Genomic DNA, 18,831 nt, shown 5'->3' on the forward strand with positions numbered 1-18,831 from the left:
TAATTTATCTATTTTTGTCTAATAATCTGTATCGATTATTTAGGACTAGTCATTTATTTTTTAATCAAAAATCTCAAAATTTTCACCATCAAAACTGGCAAAAACCATACTAGGGTATGAGTCTTGATGAAACATATTTCCCAAATTATCAATAGCTATAGCACCGGCAAAACCATCGTACGGTTTTAACTCCGAAAAAGTTTTGTTGAAAGCCATTTCTAAAGTAAATCCATCGGTTACACGAGTTACGATTTTGGCTGCGGTTGCATTACTCACGATGTCCTCGCCTACTCCAGTTAAACTAACACCACAAAATTCATTGACATAATTTCCAGCTACCGTTGCAGAATCTGATATTCGACCTGGTATTTCAAAGCCTTTCCCTCCAGTAGAAGTTCCAACTGCAAGTTTACCCTCTTTATCAAAAGCCACACAGCCTACAGTTCCCGTTCCTAAAGATTTTAATTTAGCTTCATATTCTGCTTTTCGTTGAGGGATTTCTGTTGTGAATTTCTCAAAACCGTGTTGTCTTGCAAAATTTGTCGCTCCACTTCCACCCAAAATTCTATCATCAAATGGCAGTAATGTAGCAGCAACTTGAATAGGATTTTTCACTTCTTCAATATTGATTACGCCACTCATTTTTTGGGTTGAACCGTCCATTAAAGCAGCACTCATTCTGATTTTTCCGTCACTTTGGATTTGGGATCCAATTCCTGCATTGAACAATTCATCGTCTTCCAATTGAGAAACTGCAAAAACAACCGTTTCCAGGGCAGAATGTGACTTTAAATAGTCAAAAGAATTCTTCACAATTCGCTCTAAAGCCTTTTGTTTGGCTGCCTTCGTTTCAGCATTTGTAGAAGATTCAGAGAAAAAACCACCGTGAATAATTAGTTTCATAAGATATAATAATTAGTATTCTTACGAATTAATATATTGAGAACTTTGAATCGTCATTTTATAAGTATCTAAATCAAACGTGTCGTATTTACTCATAACATGCGTTACCAAATGCGAAATTGAAATGGGTTGCCCCAGTTCTACTTCTGTTAAATTGGTATCTTTAATCTCCCGTCCGTCAACCAAAATAACCAATCCAGAACCAATTGCTTCCATTCGATTATTATGAGTTATCAACAATCCTGTATCTTCTCCAAGACCAATTCCTAATACTTTTGGATTTCCCACAACCGATTGAAATAACCTTCCAATTCTTCCCCGTTGGACGAAATGGGTGTCAATTACTACGTTGTCAATAAAACCCAAGCCACTTGTAATTTTAACTTCTCCTTTTAATAATGCTTCGGAACTACTACCTTGATAAATCATAGTATTTGATGCCGCAGCAGCTCCGGCAGAAGTTCCAGCGTAAATAAATTCTTCATTTAAATATTTATCCAATAAAATATCGTGAAAAGGAGTGCCGCCAAGAATGGAGGTCAATCGAAGTTGATCACCACCGGTTAACATCACTACATCGGCAGCTTTCAAACGTTCAAGAACTTCAGGATCCATGGCTTGTTCCCTTTTTTCAATATATAAAACATCGACATTAAAAGCTCCTAACGAGTTGAATGCTTTTACATATTCGGGTCCAATTTCTTTAGGAATTTTGGAAGCTGTGGTAATTATTTCGATTCTAGATAATTCCTTATGTTTGGATTCTACTAAAATTCTTTTCAGAATTCCAGTTTCAAAAAAGTTTAAATTGATTCTCGCATTTTTATCTAATTCCGTTTCTGTGAAACTTCCTTTATCAACAGCACCTCCTATTATTATTAATTTTCCTTGTATGTTCATTTGGTAAAAATAACCAAAAAATGAAATATTGCAAATCAAAATCAACATTTAAAATTATATTTTTAAATGAAATTTAATATTACAAAGAATTATTATCGTAATTCAACAAATACTACTTACATTTAGAAAATAAATTACCAAAGCAATTAACATTCCTAAATAAATATTATGAAAATATTAAAAATACAAGCACTTCGTGGTCCCAATATTTGGAGTGTTCAACGAAAAAAACTAATCCAAATGCGTTTGGATTTAGAAGAAATGGAAGAATTTCCAACCAACAAAATTGAAGGTTTCAGAGAACGAATCGAGGCGCAATTCCCAACAATGATAGAACATCGTTGTTCAGAAGGTTGCCGAGGTGGTTTTTTTACAAGAATTGATAAAGGCACTTGGATGGGACATGTTATAGAACATATCGCACTCGAAATTCAAACTTTAGCCGGGATGGAAACTGGTTTTGGAAGAACTCGCGAAACCAAAACTCCGGGAACTTATAATGTAGTTTTTAGTTATAAAGAAGAAAATGTAGGACTTTTTGCTGCTGAATCTGCAGTTGCAATTGCCGAAGCATTAATTGCAGGAACCGAATATGATTTGCAATCCGATTTACAAAAAATGCGCGAAATTCGAGAGCGTGTTCGCCTTGGGCCAAGTACAGGAAGCATTGTTGAAGAAGCTGTTGCAAGAGATATTCCTTGGATTCGATTGGGAACTAATTCCTTAGTTCAACTTGGATATGGAATTAATCAAATGCGATTTCAAGCAACTATTACCTGTAAAACATCAAGTATTGCAGTAGATATTGCTTGCAATAAAGAGCTAACAAAGAAAATGTTAGACATGGCATCTATTCCCGTGGCAAGCGGAAGTATTTGTGTTGACGAGGAAGATTTGGCTGCGACCATAGAAAAAATTGGATACCCAATTGTTTTAAAACCTTTAGATGGAAATCACGGAAAAGGAGCTTCTATTAATGTCACCAATTGGGAAGACGCAGTTTCTGGACTGGCCTTCGCAAAAGAATATAGCAAACGTATTATTGTAGAAAAATTCATAACTGGTTTCGATTTTAGAATTTTAGTTATCGATAATAAATTGGTAGCTGCTGCCAAAAGAGTTCCTGCACACGTTGTTGGAAACGGAAAAAACAACATTCAAGAGCTAATTGACATCACAAACCTTGACCCAAGAAGAGGTTATGGACATGAAAATGTGTTGACACAAATTGATGTCGATCGGGATACCGAAGATTTATTGGAGCGATTGAATTACACTTTAGAAACAATTCCTGCAAAAGAGGAAATTGTATTCCTAAAATCGACTGCTAATCTTAGTACTGGCGGCACTTCCGTAGATGTAACCGATATGATGCATCCAGAAAATATATTCCTTGCAGAACGTATTTCAAGAGTCATTGGACTTGACGTTTGTGGCGTGGATATTATGGCAGAAAATCTAACACAACCTTTAAAAGAAAATGGTGGTGTTATTCTTGAAGTCAATGCGGCGCCCGGATTTAGAATGCACCTTGCCCCTTCTGAAGGATTGCCACGAAATGTTGCTTCGCCAGTAATCGATATGCTTTATCCTCCAGGAAAATCGTGTCGAATTCCTATAATTGCGGTTACAGGTACCAATGGAAAAACTACCACTACCCGACTTTTGGCTCATATTGTAAAAAATAATGGTTATAAAGTTGGATTTACAACATCTGATGGAATTTATATTCAAAACCACATGATGGAAAAAGGCGATACCACAGGACCAATAAGTGCCGAATACATACTTCGTGATCCCACAGTAGAATTTGCTGTTTTAGAAACCGCAAGAGGTGGAATTTTACGCTCTGGATTAGGATTTAGTAAATGTGATATTGCAATTATCACCAATATTCAAGAAGACCATTTAGGATTAAGCGATATTCATACACTGGAAGATTTAGCACGAGTAAAAGCCACAGTTGTGAAAAGTGTTCGAAAAAGTGGCTGGGCAATTTTGAATGCTGATGACCAACATTGCGTAAAAATTGGGGGAGAATTAAGTTGTAATGTGGCGTATTTCAGTTTATCGGAAGACAATCCATTAATCAAAAAATTATGTGCTGAAGGCAAAACAGTCGCCGTTTATGAAAATGGTTTCATAACCATCAAAAAAGGAGAATGGAAAATCAGAATTGAGCGAGCCACTCACGTGCCTTTAACTCTTGGCGGAAAAGCCAAGTTCATGATTGCCAATGTTCTTGCGGCAACTTTAGCCAGTTATTTGTATGGTTTCAAAACCGAAGATATTAGTTTGTCTCTTAAAACATTTATTCCAAGTGCCGCTCAAACGCCGGGAAGAATGAATATTTTTGAGTTTAAGAAATTCAAAGTATTGATTGATTTCGCTCACAATCCTTCTGGATATAGAGGTGTTGAAGAATATTTACAAAGTGTTTCTGCAACCAAAAAAATCGGAATTATTGCTGGTGTTGGCGATCGTCGTGACGAAGACATCAAAGAATGTGGCTTAATTGCGGGCAGAATGTTCAATCACATCATAATTCGTCAAGAAAAATATTTGCGAGGTAGAACCGAGCAAGAAATCATAAATCTAATACTTAAAGGCATCTCAGAAAGTGGAAAAACGGTAACGCACGAAATCATTTCTATTGAAACCGAAGCGATAAAACACGCCATTGACAATGTTGAAGACGGCAGTTTCATTACTGCTTTAAGCGATGTGGTAACCAATGCTATTGAAATTGTTCAAGATTATTTGGACAAAGAAAGTCAAGAGGGAACGTTATAAATATTAAAAAAAGTACGTATTATTTGGAGCGAATTGTCCTCTTGCATTTGGAATTGTAATTCCCGCTTTCGGCTCAATCTCTTCGCTTCGCTGCGAGGATACCGCCTTAAATGAAATTCACTGAACTCCAATTAAAATAAAAGTGTAGTGAAGTAATCGGGGCTAACGGAAGAATTGTTTTGATAATTTTTATATTTAGGAAAACAAAGCCATTTTTGAATATTTAAAACTACATTTGAAGATAAATAAAGTCTATCTGTTGTCAGACAAAGCCACCCAATTTTGGGTTGATAAGTCTGGCTTTGTCAGACCTATTAATAAGTTAGCGGTTATTCCAAAAGAAACAACTATGAAAAAAGCAATCAAAATTTTTTCTTTCTCTATTTTTCTTGTTTGCATTTTACCAATGTTTCAAACATGCGCGGATAGTACAATTCTCAAATTGCAACTTCATCATGAAGTAATTGCGGATTCCACAGTAAGCAAAGAAGTTTTAAAGCAAATGAATGATTCATTAAAAAGAAAAAATAAACCCGAAAAAGATTTACGTTTAGCAGAATTAAGAAAAGAATATACAGCTAATGCTTATGAGTTAGGTTTCTCAACTTATAAAGAATTTGAATTGAAGTATTTTAGAGATTGGACATTTTATCCATCTTTATGCTTTACAATTTCGATCATTATTTCTTTAATAATATTGGTCACTGCTTTAAAAGAAAACGTTAAGCAAGTTTTTAAACTTTCAATTCTAAACTTTTCCTTATTAGTATGCTCTATGCTAATTTTTGTATTAAAAGTTGGTATCGAAATTATTGATCAAATTAGATATGGATATTACATACTTATTCTGAACGTATTAACTTTAATAGTGTTATCTAAAATACAAATCAACAGGAACAACCGCTAACAGCCAATAAGCGCACTTGCTAACTTTTGGGTTTCGGGAACGTTTTTTTTCGTATTTTCGTTTTGCTTTAATGGAAAGATTTCTTTCCATTAGCCGCAAATCCGCCTATTGGCGGAACGTTAGCAAAGATTGCCACCAACTATAACTCAAGAAAAAATGCGAACATTATACATTCTTACGCTATTAATGATATCAAGTGTTTCCAAATCACAGAATTTAACATGTAGTGATTTTAAAATCGGTACGTTTAAGATGATATGCACAAATTATAAACTTCCTGCTTGGACAATAAATAGGACCGAAAAAATTCAAAAGGAATTAACTGAAGGTTCAGACAAAGAACTTGAAGGCTCAATTGAATGGAAATCAGAATGCAGCTATGAATTGATTTATTTGAACGCATCACCAGAAATGAATGGAAAGAAAATAACAACTTAAATAAATAAAATAGAAGGAAGAAAAGGTTTTTGCAAATCCACATTTGAAGGCTTACCTGGAATTACATTGGAACTCGAAATAGAAAAATTGAACTAGCAACGTTTGCTAACAGCTGTTTCTCGCAATTTCGAATTTTGTGGTAAGTTCACGTTTGCGTTCCACAAAATTTTTACCCGCTCTTCGAAGTATATTAATAATAGTTGGGATTGCTGTGCGAAGTCTCATATCTTTGCAATGATGATAAAATCATAACTTTACAAAGTAAACAAAAATAATTGTGATGAGATTGCCGCGTGCCTCGCAATGACATTCTAACACGATTTCGGATGCAATAACTAATTACACTCGATACTAAAATAAAAATAGAATCTGAAATAAATTCAGATTGACAAATCAAAGGTGAAATTCACATAGACAAATCAAAGGTGAAATTCAGATTGACAAGTAAAAGGTAAAATTCAGATTGACAAAACAAAGGTGTAATTCATTTGAGTTTAGACGCTTTTGGTTTAATACCCGTGGTTGGTGAAGTTGCCGATTTAACAAATGGAGTTTTATATACCATAGAAGGAGAAGGTTTAAATGCTACATTAAGTTATGCAAGTGCAATACCAATAGTTGGATGGGCAACGGCAGGAACAAAGTTTGGAATAAAAATAGCATCTACAGTAACTGGAACTACAAAATTCGTCTGGAAAGTTACTAACGGTGTTATTGAATTTGGAAATAGAGGACAATTAAGAAAAGTTCTTAATCTAGCCGTTGGTAATCCATTGATAGCACATCACATAATTCCATGGGCGAAAAGTACAAATGAAGTAGTTCAAAAAGCAGCCAAATCCGCAAACGCCTTTCACATGAATGAAGCGTTAAATGGTATTCCTTTGAGCACTGCTGTGCATAATGGAAGCCATGCTGCTTATGACCAAAGAGTTCTAGATAGACTACTTGAAATTAAAAATCAATATGGACCTAATATGACACCTGAACAAGCGTATAATGGCTTAACTATTTTAGTAAACGATATAAAAACGGCAATACTTAACAACCCAACTACGCCAATTAATCAAATAATTTTTTAGATTATGAACTTTTACTCTATAAGAACTTCAAGTAACAATAAAATAGTAGGTCATTATAATCAAGTAATTAATGCAGTTCATCATTGTGATATTTGGGAAAATCCAAAATTTATAGATAGAATTGATTTTATGAAAATTGATTTTGAGCCAATTGTTTCAAATGCAATTCTTGAAAAAAAAGCAAAATTAACAGACTTGATTAATGCAAGTTGTGTTGGTTTTGGTTTAAGGTTACTAATTAGTGATAAGTTAAAAAATATTCTCCATAATGAATCAAATAATAAATGTCAGTTTTTTAAGTCTCCAGTCATATTCAAAAATGAGACAATTGAAAATTATTGGATTTCTCATCCATATTTTTTTAATATGGAGTATATAAATTTTAACAAAAGTATTGTAAGTGTTCGTGTTAGAAATGCGGGAGGCGAAACAGAAAAAAAATCTATAAAAATTAATTCATTAACTCATTTTATTGAAGTACTCAATTTTCATAAAGAAAGAATGGAAATAGTCACAATAAGTAATATTTATATAAATGATACCGTTAGTGAAGATTTTTTCATGTTCCGTTATGTTGAAGGCGGTGTTAAATACATCGTTTCCGAAAAACTAAAAAAAGAAATTGAAGATGTCGGTTGTACTGGCGTCGAATTTCAGCCAGTTGAATTATCATTAAATGAATGGATGAGTCCCGATGGGAAAAGAGAAAAAATATATGGTAAATTGTAAATTAAAATTTAATTTACTTAAAAAGCAGTTTTGGCTTCGCCAAAACTGCTTTTTTTATTCTTTCAATTTATATCTTAAGAAAAAATTATTAAATTTGAAAATAACTTTAAATTTTAATAACCATGGCATCTGCATCAGAAGTAGGACATGCAAAAAACATTGCAAACCTGACCGCTCGGATATGTCCTCAAAAATGTCTCGTCCTAAAAAAAGTTTACATATTTATACTTAATCCTAAAATAGATTGACAAAACAAAGGTAAAATTCTGTTTGCCTAAGGGTTAATTCGGTTATTCGTTGATTTGGTTATTCGGAACATCTGTAGTCGAATTGTCCATAACTCATGATTCATAACTTGTAATTAAAATGCTGTTACGTTTTCTGCTTTTTCTTCTTAGCCGCAGGAAACAAAACATTATTCAAAATCAATCGGTATCCCGGAGAATTGGGGTGCAAATCTAAAACGGTAGGTTCGTCGCCTACTTTATGCTGGTAATCTTCGGGATCGTGACCACCATAGAACGTGAAAAATCCTTTTCCTTTTTGCCCGTGAATGTAGCGTGCCTCGCTGTTCAATAAATTTTCGCCTAAAACCAATACGTTCGTTTTGATTAATTCTCTGTCAAAAGCGGTAGTTTGTCCCATAAATCCTTTCACTAATTGCGTGTGATTTTGGCATAACATACTGGGGATTACGTCCCATTTTGCTGAAAATTCCATTAAAGTGAAATAATCTTTTTCCATAGGAAGTTGCCGTTTTTCGGTCATATCAATTGATGAGAACTCATAATGATCTGGTTTTCTATCCAAAATATAATCCTTGAAAGCAAATGTTTTAGAGTAATCAATTCGGGATTGGTAATTGCCATCGCTTGGATCTCCGTCGAACATTGGCTCACAAATGTCAACGCCATCGGCTGATAACGCAATATCAAAACTGTCTGTTGCAGAACACATGGCAAACATAAATCCTCCACCAATTACAAAATCTCTGATTTTTTTGGCTACTGCCAATTTCTCTTCTGAAACTTTAGAATATCCCAATTTAGTTGCCAATTCCTCGGCTGCTTTTTTTTGTTCTATATACCAAGGAGCATTTCTGTAGGCACCAAAAAACTTTCCATATTGTCCCGTGAAATCTTCGTGATGCAGGTGCAACCAATCATAAAGTAACAAGCCGTCAGAAAGTACTTCTTCGTCATAAATAGGGGTAAATGGGATTTCGGCATACGTCAAAACTAAGGTTACGGCGTCGTCCCAAGGTTGTTTTCCTTTGGGTGTATAAACTGCAACTTTAGGGGCTTTTTCCAAAATTACGTTTTCCATATTTTGGGAAGGACTTGAGATTTCGTCTAAAATTGATTTGGTTTCTGTATCCGAAAGTACTTCAAAACTAACGCCACGAATTTTACATTCTTTACGAATTTCTTCGGCGTCGGGTAATAAAAAAGAACCGCCACGGTAATTTAGCAACCAACTGGCTTTGTATTTTTTGTCTAAACACCAATAGGTAATTCCGTATGCTTTCAAGTGATTTTGCTGCGTGGTTTCGTCCATTGGCAACAAAATAAAAGATGCTTTTGCTGAAAAGGTGATTAAAAAAAGAAGGGCTACTATTGAATTTTTGAAGTTCATTAACATTAATATTTTTCCAAAGATAAAAGATTTTACACAAAAAAAGCACCTAAATTTGATAGTAAATTTAGATGCTTTTGATGAATTGGAAGCAAAAATGATTATTTCTTACTCCATTCTAAAATATTATCTTCGTTCATTTTTACATAATCATTATTTTTAGCCGCTTTGGCTGCTGCCAATGACAATCTAGCTGTTTCAATAGCCCCTTTTTTATCACCTAATTTTGCTTGAATTAATGACTTTAATTTAGTGTACCAATACGGATTTTCTTTATTCAATTCCAATGCTTTGTTCACATAAGTCAATGCTTTCGATAAATCTCCATTTGATTGATAATAAAATTGTCCCGCAGAAAAATAATCTCCTCCTGATGGACCAGCCAAAATTTTATCAATACTTGCCATTGTCATTTTTTGAGTAGGAACTTCAAATTTCAATGAAACTAAAGTCTTTTCCCAAGATAAATTTAAAGTGGCAAAATTATTGTCTAAATTATTAATATCGATAGTGAATGATTCTAAACTTCTATTCAACATTTCAGGTACTACTGAGGCCCGCAAAGCTACATCTGCTTCATTCCATACTCCCGGATTTCCCCAATTATCCGTTTTTGAATAAAAGATTATATCCCAACTTTCGACTTTCGGCAAAGTATATAAAGCATATTTTCCTTTCTTTAAAGTTTTCCCATCTATAACAACGTCTTCACTAAAACTAATAGTAGTATTTGAGTTGGCACCCGTTCTCCATACTTTTCCAAAAGGAACTAAATCACCAAAAATATTTCTACCTCTAGTACTTGGCCTAGAATATTCAATTTCCACATCTGTTAAACCAACTATTTGATTTAAAGTACATTTAGGACTTGGTTGTGGTGCTAAAACCTGTGCTTTAGAACCAAAAGAACTCAAAATAACGGACAATATTAAAAGTGTTTTTTTCATAATTTTATAATTTATACAAATTTACAAATTCATTATAATAATATTGTTAATTATTACTTAATTTGAATATAAACTGTTTAACTATTTAATTTAAAAGATAAACATTTGTACTTTTACAAAAAATTATTATGAAAATATATACGTATCACGCAAAGCAGAATTTACCAATATCCCTTGATGAAGCATGGGAGTTTTTGTCAAATCCAAAAAATTTAAAAGTAATAACTCCAGATTATATGGGATTTATTACGCTTTCTGGCGATGACAGACCGATGTTTGCAGGACAAATAATTCAATATATTGTAACTCCTATATTAGGAATTCCTACAAAATGGGTAACTGAAATCACACATGTCATTGACAAAAAATATTTTGTTGACGAACAGCGTTTTGGTCCTTATTCGCTTTGGCATCACAAACATTTCATCAAAGAAATTCCTGGTGGTGTAGAAATGGAAGACATTATTGATTATAAAATCCCAATGGGAATTCTCGGACAAATGGTTCATCCAATTTTAGTTAAACCAAAATTAAATGAAATATTTGAATACCGAAGAAAGAAATTAATGGAACTTTTTGGCGAATTTAAAACTGTTTAAAAATGAATATATTTTGGTTTAGACGTGATTTGAGAGTTGATGACAACAAGGGTTTTTTTGAAGCTTTGAAAAGTAAATCCGAAGTTTTACCGATATTTATTTTTGATAAAAACATATTAGACGAACTTCCAAAAGACGATGCACGTGTAAGTTTCATTCACGAACGATTAGATTTTATTGATTCTGAACTTCAAAAATTCGGAAAGAATTTGGCCGTTTTTTATGGTGAACCAATGACCATTATAGAAAAATTAATATCAGAAAATAAAGTTGAAACACTCTTTACAAATCACGATTATGAACCGTATGCTAAAACTAGAGATGCCGCAATCACTTCTTTATTAGCATCAAAAAACACATCCTTTAAAACGTTTAAAGACCAAGTTATTTTTGAAAAAAGTGAAGTCGTAAAAGACGACCAAACTCCGTATGTAGTTTTTACACCATTTTCAAAAAAATGGAAAGCATTGTTCCAAACCACAAAAGTTGAACACTTTGAATCCGAAAAATTACTCGCAAATGTTGTCTATCACTCCTACCCTTTTTTGAGTTTGAACGACATCGGTTTTGAGCAATCTAAAATTAAAGTCGCTCCTTTTAATACTTCCGAAGAATTAATTCAAAACTATGAAGATACTCGGAATTTTCCTGCTGTTGCTGGAACTTCTATGATTGGAACTCATTTGCGTTTTGGTTCTGTAAGCATTCGAAAAATAGTTGAAAAAGCAGCCTCGCAAGAACGTGAAACATTTCTGAATGAATTGATTTGGCGAGAATTTTTTATGCAAATACTTTGGCATTTTCCCCATACCAATACCAAAAGTTTCCGACCAAAATACGATGCTATAAAATGGAATAACAACGAAACTGAATTCAAAAAGTGGTGCGAAGGCAAAACTGGTTATCCCTTTGTAGATGCAGGAATGCGAGAATTAAATGCCACGGGGCACATGCATAATCGAGTGAGAATGGTGGTTGCCAGTTTTTTATGCAAACATTTACTAATTGATTGGCGCTGGGGCGAAACTTATTTCGCAACAAAATTATTGGATTACGAGCAATCAAGTAATGTTGGGAATTGGCAATGGGCGGCTGGAAGTGGCGTTGACGCAGCTCCATATTTCCGAATTTTTAATCCAACAGAACAAGTCAAAAAATTTGATAAAGATTTAATTTACATCAAAAAATGGGTTCCTGAATTGCAAGATTTCAATTATCCTCAACCCATTGTTGACCATAAATTTGCTCGTGAAAGATGCCTTCGAGTTTTTAAAGAGGCTGTTGGTTAACCAATTACAATTCTGAAATAATATCAAAATTTAAATCATTAAAGTGGTTTATAATCATATCCGCCTTTGATAAATCTTGAAGTTTGGAATGAATACTGTTATAACCAATACAATATATTTCAGCTGCTTTTGCAGCTAAAACGCCGTTAGTGCTGTCTTCAATTACGATGCAATTTTCCTTTGGTGCTATTGATAAAGAAGCAGCAAATTCAAAAATTGCAGGATGTGGTTTGGATTTTGGAAAGTCTTCACCGCTCACAATATGAGTGAAATAGGGATACAATCCAAAACGTCGAAAAACACGCTCAATAGTAACTTTTGATGCCGATGAAGCCAATATCAATTGCATTCCGTTTTGGTGCAAGTCTTTAATTAATATTTCAACACCTTCCAATAATTCTAAATCTTCTTTGTGATCAAAAGCATCATTAAAAAGTGAGCGTTTTCTTAAAATTAATTCCTCAACATCATCCTCTAAATTGAAAATTGTTTTCACTCTTTGGAATACATTTCGAGTTGAATTACCAGTGAAGGAGGTAAACATTTCTTCAGTAACGTCAATATTTAACTCGGAAAAATGTTGGAAATAGGCATATCGATGAACGGGTTCCGTGTCAACAATTACACCATCCATATCGAAAATTACTGTTTGTATCATTCTATTATCTGTATAATTATTCCTTTTTTAATAAATACCGAATCACGGTTTCTGCAGCATACAATCCAAATAATCCTGGCATATAACTGTTAGTTCCGTAAAATGATTTTTTATAATTAGAACCATCTGTCATTTTTAAACTTGCGTCGTCTTGAATTTCTGAAGAAAAAACAACTTTCAATTTGTCAATTTTCACTTCTTTCAAGCGTTTTCTTATTGTTTTCGCCAAAAAACAATTTACAGTATTCGTAATATCAGCCACTTTTACTTTGGAAGCTTCCATTTTTCCACCTGCACCCATACTGGAAATTATTTTTACTCTTTTTCGCTTGGCGCCAATAATCAAATTTAGTTTTGGTGTTACGCTATCAATGCAATCTATTACATAATCAAATTCATCGGTTACAATTTCAAAAGCCCGCTCTGGAGACAGAAATTCTTGAATACGTGTCAGTTTTAATTCGGGATTAATATCCATCAACCGATCCCCAACAACGGTAATTTTAGCTTGACCAACAGTTGAGTGTAACGCAGGTAGCTGTCTGTTAATATTTGTAATATCTACTACATCACCGTCAACTATTGTCATTGTTCCCACTCCTGCTCTCGCCAAAAATTCGGCAGCAAAAGAACCCACGCCACCTAATCCAACAACCAAAATAGTTGCGTTTTGCAACTTATTTAACCCTTCTGCTTTAAACAATAATTCTGCTCGTTCTGTCCATTTTGCCATTTTATTCTCTTTTATTTAATGCCTCGAAGCGTTGCTTATTTTTCTTTTTTTGCCACGAATTACACTAATTTTCACTAATCAATTCGTGCTAATTAGTGTAATTAGTGTTTAAAAACAGTATCGAAATTAGCATTGATTATTGCCCTCATTTCTCCCATTTCTATGTTTCTGTATTTTGCTGCCAATGCATACACAGCAGCTATTTCTTCTTCAATTGTATCGGTTTCCAAAAACAAACGCTCTTTGGGAATACTCTTAAAAACCAATTCTAATTCAGGATTTCTCAGTAAATATTTACCAAATGAAATATAAAATCCATTGGCAATCAATTGCTCCGCAGTTTCCTTGTTTTTTGAAAATCCGTGAATAAGTATCGGAACAGAAATAGCCATTTTCTTTTTGACTGCAATTACCTCTTGAAAAGCAGCAACACAATGAACAACAACTGGTTTTCTGTATTTTTCGGCTAAAGCCAATTGTTTTTCGAAAACCATTTGCTGCAAAGCCATTGGAATATCAATTCTTTTATCCAATCCACATTCGCCAATAGCAAGACAATTATCGTCCTTTAATTTACTTTCAATAATTTCTAAATCAGCGTCAATAGTATCTTCAACGATATGCCAAGGATGAATTCCAATAGAATAATTGGGAATTGACGCGTCAAATTCTTGTGGATATTGATTCACTAATTCCAAAACATCTGACTGATTTGAAAAATGATGTGTATGCAAATTGAAGTATTTCATAGTGCAAAAATAGTTTAAAAGTTACAATGACGCAAAGTTGCTATGCCACAAAGTTTTTTACCTTTGCAATAATGAAAATTCATCTATGCTAAAAACCGCTTTTTATCGCTATGTCAATAATTTCAAAGGATTCACAAGAGAAATTTGGATACTTGCCATCATCACTTTTATCAATCGTGCGGGAACAATGGTACTGCCCTTTTTATCTAAATATCTGAAAGAAAATTTACACTTTTCCTACAGCGAAGTGGGTTGGATTATGGTTTCTTTCGGATTTGGTTCCATGTTGGGATCTTGGCTTGGCGGAAAATTAGCAGACAAAATTGGGTTTTACAAAGTGATGATTTTCAGTTTATTCACCAGTGGAATTGGATTTCTGTTCCTTCAATTTGTCACTTCATTTATAGGATTGTGCATCGGAATGTTCAGTATCATGGCTTTGGCAGATATGTTTCGTCCCGCTATGTTTGTTTCGCTTGGCGCCTATGCGAAACCCGAAAACAGAACACGAGCCCTTTCTTTAGTTCGCCTTGCAGTAAATCTTGGTTTTGCCGCTGGCCCTGCTGTGGGAGGTTTAATAATTATGGGAATGGGTTATAAAGGATTGTTTTGGGTAGATGGTTCCACCTGCATTCTTGCCATTTCAATTTTTGCTTTATTGGTAAAAGAAAAGAAAAAACCAACAATTATTGGCGAATTAAATCTAGGAAAAATAGAAGTAGTTTCTGTTTTCAAGGACAAAATATTCTGGATTTTCTTATTTGTAAGTTTTGTTACGGCAATGATATTCTTCCAATTATTCACCACACTTCCACTCTACCACCACGAAATGTTTGGCTTAACCGAATTTCAAACAGGATTATTAATGACCTTAAATGGATTGTTAATTTTTGCTTTAGAAATGCCATTCGTAAGTTATTTTGAAAGAAAAAAGGTTCATAAACTAAAAATTATCCTTTGGGGAACGCTATTAATGTCGTTTGGATTCTATTTGTTGCTCATCAACTTTTGGGCAGGAATATTAATTGTCAGCATGATTTTCATTTCCATGGGAGAAATATTCGCCTTTCCATTCTCGAACGCATTTGCTTTAAGCAGAGCACCCATAGGACATGAAGGTCGGTATATGGCTATGTACACCATGAGTTTCAGCACCGCACACATAGTGAGTTCTAAAATGGGAATGGAAATTATTGGGCATTTTGGTTACCAATGGGATTGGATAGTCATGGGAACTTTTGGCGTACTTGCTGCATTTTGTTGTATTTGGATACAAAAATTATTGAAATTAGAAACCAAATCAAATACCTAATATCTTAAGAAATTGATTAGTTTTACAGTATTAAATTAAAATTGAATTACGATGGCGAAAGGAATACACACAGGAATTATAGAACTGGATGAAAACGGAAATTACTTTTGTGGTGATTTTTTACTTGATTATCAAATGGTTGCAAAGAGTTTTAAAGTAGGTGACGAAATTACAATTAAAACTGTAATTGTAAATCCAAGTGATAAATCGTATGCTACTTATGAAAAAAAATCAAGGAATTTTGCTATTTCAAATGAAAAACAAGACAAAGACTAAATGAATAGGTATAAAGTTCTCGCCAAAATCAACTCACTTTTATTACCAAGCTTCACGAAGCAACGATTGGATTTAGCCAAAGCTACCAATTGGCAAAAAGCAATAATTGGCTATCGCTACTTTGTAACTACAAGAGCATTAGGATAATGCAATTGCCATCAAATAATTTTTAGATTTATTTTAGTTTTAGATTTGCTAATTACACAATTATAGCTATATTTGCACTCACAAAAATGGCCACGTGGCGCAACTGAATAGCGCACTTGATTACGGCTCAAGAGGTTGCTGGTTTGAATCCAGCCGCGGTCACAAATTAATCCTTAAATACCAATAAAATTGGGGTTTAAGGATTTTTTATTATATTTGTGTGTCCATTTTTAGTTATCGAATGCCTTATTCATTTTTAACTTAATTTCTTCCAAACATAAATTATTTATGCTGCCTTCGTGGGTGTGTTTTGTAGCTTTTGGAGATTGGAAAGTCCCATTTTCTAGTTGTTCCGAAACCGTTTTATAAGCGTCTCTAAAAGGAATTCCAGCAACAACCAACTCGTTCAATGCATCCACCGTAAAGAGATAATCGTATTTTTTATCGTTTAAAATGTGGTCTTTTACTTTGATATCTTTAATAGCAAAAACCGCAATGTCCAAACACGCTTTTAAGTTTTCAATTGCCGGAAACAAACCTTCTTTGAGGAGCTGCAAATCGCGATGATACCCACTTGGAAGATTGTTGGTTATCAAGGTGATTTCATACGGCAAGGCTTGAATTTTATTGCATTTTCCACGAATTAATTCAAAAACATCTGGGTTTTTTTTGTGTGGCATTATACTAGATCCAGTAGTTAAATGCGATGGTAAACTAATGAAATCAAAGTTTTGGCTGGTATATAAACACACATCCATAGCGAATTTTGATAAAGTCGCGGCAAGACTGCTCATAGCAAAAGCGACGGTTTTTTCAGATTTTCCACGACTCATTTGAGCAGCAATAGGGTTGAATTTTAGGGTTTCAAATTCCAATTCTTGAGTAGTGAAAGTTCGGTTAATTGGAAAGGAACTACCATAACCCGCAGCCGAACCCAAAGGGTTTTGATTGACTACTTTTAGAGCTGCATTTAGAATGGTAATGTCGTCAATTAGAGTTTCGGCATACGCAGAAAACCACATCCCAAATGAGGACGGCATTGCGATTTGAAGGTGCGTATATCCTGGTAATAAGACGTTTTGATGTTTCTTAGCAGAAGTCATTAGCAAATCAAAAAGATCTTTTACTTGCTGTTTAAATGCGATTACAACATCTTTTAAATACAAATTCACATCAACTAAAACTTGGTCGTTTCGGGAACGTGCGGAATGTATTTTTTTCCCTGTATCGCCTAATTTTTTTGTAAGTAAATACTCAATTTTGGAATGTACATCTTCAAAACTATCTTCTATCGTGAATTCGCCTTTGGCAATATCTGATAGAATTTCGTTTAAGACATTTACTAATGAATCGGCTTCGGAAGAAGTTATAAGTCCCGTTTTTGCTAACATTTTTGCATGAGCAATAGAACCAATTGCATCGTATTTGGCTAAAACTAAATCTAATTCTCTGTCGTTTCCAACAGTGAATTGTTCGATTTTTTTGTCTGTTGGTATTCCTTTTTCCCAAAGTTTCATAGTGCTATACTTTTAATTTTAATCTAAAAAATTTCTAATTACCAAAATGCCCTAGCCCAGATAGCAGTGGAAATCCCACGGTAGTGGGAGGCACGAACACTATCGTGGATTGTAACGAATAGCTGGAAATAGCTCCAAAAACTAAGGCTTTAAAAAAGCATTTAATATATTAATATAAATTTTTATACCTTCATCAATTTCAGATAGATATATAAATTCATTTGAAGTATGAGAACGCAATGAATTGCCAGGTCCTAACTTCAAAGATTGACAATCTAAAACCGATTGATCGGACAGCGTTGGCGATCCATACGTTGTTCTCCTTAAAGCAATTCCTGCTTGAACAAGCCCATGATTTAGAGAGATAGAAGACGATTTCAAATTCATTGAACGAGGCTTTATAATGGCATTGACATTTTGATTTATGATGTCCACAATTTCTTGATTGGTGTATTTTTCATTGACACGAATATCAACCACCAAATTACATTCTGAAGGTACAACATTGTGTTGTTTTCCAGCGTTTATTTGGGTTACAGTGGCTTTTACAGGGCCTAATATATCTGAAATTTTGTTGAATTTGTAATTTTTAAACCATTCTAAAATTGCAACGGTTTTCATAATTGGATTGTCTAAATTCTCGTGGGCGGCGTGACTTGCGGTTCCAAGAACTTGAATATCAAGGACTACCAATCCCTTTTCGGCTATAGCCAATTGCATTTGCGTAGGCTCACCAACGATGGCACAATCTATTTCAGGAAGGAATTTAAGCACGCTATTAAGACCATTTTCACCACTACTTTCCTCTTCTGCAGAAGCTACAATTACAATATTATGCGATAAATTTTCTGTTTTATAGAAGTGGGTAAAAGTTGCAATCAAGGAAACCAAGCAACCGCCGGCATCGTTACTGCCAAGTCCAAAAAGTTTATCGTCTTCAACAATTGCCGAAAACGGGTCAATAGTATATCCTTGATTTGGATTCACGGTATCGTGATGAGAATTTAATAAAAGGGTAGGTTTTGATTTGTCAAAATGCAAATTATAAGCCCAAATATTATTGTTATTTCGCTCGAAAGGGATTTCATTGTTTATAAACCAAGCTTCAATTAATAGCGCCGTATTCTGTTCTTCACTCGAAAAAGATGGCGTTTCAATAAGTTTTTTTAATAACTCAATTGCCTCTATTGTAATATATTCTATTGATTTCATTAAAT

Annotated in this window: 19 protein-coding genes and 1 tRNA gene; 11 read left to right on the forward strand and 9 right to left on the reverse strand. The window is 34.0% G+C overall.

The genetic code is table 11. The features are described from left to right. Window positions 1–60: 60 nt before the first annotated feature. Together AC9UEH_RS01635 and AC9UEH_RS01640 are read right to left on the reverse strand one after the other, a co-directional pair. Window positions 61–903 (reverse strand): isoaspartyl peptidase/L-asparaginase, encoded by an 843-nt coding sequence (locus tag AC9UEH_RS01635; RefSeq protein ID WP_509527856.1) that lies wholly within the window; start codon window positions 901–903, stop codon window positions 61–63. A 21-nt stretch (window positions 904–924) separates the two neighbouring features. Further along, window positions 925–1,803, reverse strand: a complete 879-nt coding sequence (locus AC9UEH_RS01640) for a cyanophycinase (RefSeq protein ID WP_509527858.1) — start codon at window positions 1,801–1,803, stop codon at window positions 925–927. A 168-nt stretch (window positions 1,804–1,971) separates the two neighbouring features. On the opposite strand from AC9UEH_RS01640, the gene cphA reads away from it, so the two are divergent. From cphA to AC9UEH_RS01665, 5 genes are all read left to right on the forward strand, one after another. After that, window positions 1,972–4,596, forward strand: a complete 2,625-nt coding sequence (gene cphA / locus AC9UEH_RS01645; RefSeq protein WP_509527859.1) for a cyanophycin synthetase — start codon at window positions 1,972–1,974, stop codon at window positions 4,594–4,596. Window positions 4,597–4,855: 259 nt separating this feature from the next. Then, on the forward strand, window positions 4,856–5,503 hold the full coding sequence (locus AC9UEH_RS01650; protein WP_509527860.1) for a hypothetical protein: 648 nt from the start codon (window positions 4,856–4,858) through the stop codon (window positions 5,501–5,503). Between the two features lie 252 nt (window positions 5,504–5,755). Next, window positions 5,756–5,941, forward strand: coding sequence for a hypothetical protein (locus AC9UEH_RS01655; RefSeq protein ID WP_509527862.1), 186 nt, complete (start codon window positions 5,756–5,758; stop codon window positions 5,939–5,941). A gap of 488 nt (window positions 5,942–6,429) precedes the next feature. Then, entirely contained in the window at window positions 6,430–7,023 is a 594-nt protein-coding gene (locus AC9UEH_RS01660) for an AHH domain-containing protein (RefSeq protein WP_509527864.1), read from the forward strand. A 3-nt stretch (window positions 7,024–7,026) separates the two neighbouring features. Beyond that, on the forward strand, window positions 7,027–7,752 hold the full coding sequence (locus tag AC9UEH_RS01665; protein WP_509527865.1) for an imm11 family protein: 726 nt from the start codon (window positions 7,027–7,029) through the stop codon (window positions 7,750–7,752). 372 nt (window positions 7,753–8,124) lie between these two features. Here the strand turns inward: AC9UEH_RS01665 and AC9UEH_RS01670 are convergent, their stop codons facing one another. Both AC9UEH_RS01670 and AC9UEH_RS01675 read right to left on the reverse strand, forming a co-directional pair. After that, the gene (locus tag AC9UEH_RS01670; protein ID WP_509527866.1) at window positions 8,125–9,387 is read right to left on the reverse strand and encodes an asparagine synthetase B; all 1,263 of its coding nucleotides are present in this window, start codon (window positions 9,385–9,387) and stop codon (window positions 8,125–8,127) included. A 101-nt stretch (window positions 9,388–9,488) separates the two neighbouring features. Then, on the reverse strand, window positions 9,489–10,334 hold the full coding sequence (locus AC9UEH_RS01675) for a DUF2911 domain-containing protein (RefSeq protein WP_509527867.1): 846 nt from the start codon (window positions 10,332–10,334) through the stop codon (window positions 9,489–9,491). Window positions 10,335–10,462: 128 nt separating this feature from the next. On the opposite strand from AC9UEH_RS01675, the gene AC9UEH_RS01680 reads away from it, so the two are divergent. Both AC9UEH_RS01680 and AC9UEH_RS01685 read left to right on the forward strand, forming a co-directional pair. Continuing rightward, a complete protein-coding gene (locus tag AC9UEH_RS01680; protein WP_509527868.1) occupies window positions 10,463–10,933 on the forward strand; it encodes an SRPBCC family protein in 471 nt (156 codons plus the stop codon). 2 nt (window positions 10,934–10,935) lie between these two features. Next, window positions 10,936–12,222, forward strand: a complete 1,287-nt coding sequence (locus AC9UEH_RS01685; protein ID WP_509527870.1) for a cryptochrome/photolyase family protein — start codon at window positions 10,936–10,938, stop codon at window positions 12,220–12,222. A 4-nt stretch (window positions 12,223–12,226) separates the two neighbouring features. Here AC9UEH_RS01685 and AC9UEH_RS01690 read toward each other — a convergent pair whose 3' ends face one another. The 3 genes from AC9UEH_RS01690 to AC9UEH_RS01700 all read right to left on the reverse strand — a co-directional run bounded on the left by AC9UEH_RS01690 (window position 12,227) and on the right by AC9UEH_RS01700 (window position 14,362). Then, window positions 12,227–12,880 carry an HAD family hydrolase gene (locus tag AC9UEH_RS01690; RefSeq protein ID WP_509527871.1) on the reverse strand — a complete coding sequence of 218 codons (654 nt, stop codon included), beginning with the start codon at window positions 12,878–12,880 and terminating at the stop codon, window positions 12,227–12,229. Between the two features lie 16 nt (window positions 12,881–12,896). Further along, complete coding sequence (locus tag AC9UEH_RS01695; protein ID WP_509527873.1) at window positions 12,897–13,613, reverse strand: tRNA threonylcarbamoyladenosine dehydratase; 717 nt, start codon at window positions 13,611–13,613, stop codon at window positions 12,897–12,899. Between the two features lie 101 nt (window positions 13,614–13,714). Then, on the reverse strand, window positions 13,715–14,362 hold the full coding sequence (locus AC9UEH_RS01700; RefSeq protein ID WP_509527874.1) for a TatD family hydrolase: 648 nt from the start codon (window positions 14,360–14,362) through the stop codon (window positions 13,715–13,717). An 85-nt stretch (window positions 14,363–14,447) separates the two neighbouring features. Here AC9UEH_RS01700 and AC9UEH_RS01705 point away from each other — a divergent pair, with 85 nt between their 5' ends. From AC9UEH_RS01705 to AC9UEH_RS01720, 4 genes are all read left to right on the forward strand, one after another. After that, entirely contained in the window at window positions 14,448–15,674 is a 1,227-nt protein-coding gene (locus AC9UEH_RS01705; RefSeq protein WP_509527876.1) for an MDR family MFS transporter, read from the forward strand. 51 nt (window positions 15,675–15,725) lie between these two features. Next, window positions 15,726–15,950 carry a hypothetical protein gene (locus AC9UEH_RS01710; RefSeq protein ID WP_509527877.1) on the forward strand — a complete coding sequence of 75 codons (225 nt, stop codon included), beginning with the start codon at window positions 15,726–15,728 and terminating at the stop codon, window positions 15,948–15,950. Then, on the forward strand, window positions 15,951–16,097 hold the full coding sequence (locus AC9UEH_RS01715) for an SsrA-binding protein (protein WP_509527879.1): 147 nt from the start codon (window positions 15,951–15,953) through the stop codon (window positions 16,095–16,097). It begins immediately after the preceding gene. Between the two features lie 88 nt (window positions 16,098–16,185). After that, window positions 16,186–16,259: transfer RNA gene (locus AC9UEH_RS01720), tRNA-Arg, on the forward strand. Between the two features lie 68 nt (window positions 16,260–16,327). Here the strand turns inward: AC9UEH_RS01720 and argH are convergent. Both argH and AC9UEH_RS01730 read right to left on the reverse strand, forming a co-directional pair. Beyond that, window positions 16,328–17,614 (reverse strand): argininosuccinate lyase, encoded by a 1,287-nt coding sequence (gene argH, locus AC9UEH_RS01725; protein ID WP_509527880.1) that lies wholly within the window; start codon window positions 17,612–17,614, stop codon window positions 16,328–16,330. A gap of 141 nt (window positions 17,615–17,755) precedes the next feature. After that, window positions 17,756–18,826 carry a M20 family metallo-hydrolase gene (locus AC9UEH_RS01730; RefSeq protein ID WP_509527881.1) on the reverse strand — a complete coding sequence of 357 codons (1,071 nt, stop codon included), beginning with the start codon at window positions 18,824–18,826 and terminating at the stop codon, window positions 17,756–17,758. Window positions 18,827–18,831 lie beyond the last annotated feature (5 nt).

Origin of the sequence: Flavobacterium sp. (assembly GCF_040402835.1) — a bacterium.
In the GTDB taxonomy this organism is placed as follows: Bacteria; Bacteroidota; Bacteroidia; order Flavobacteriales; family Flavobacteriaceae; genus Flavobacterium.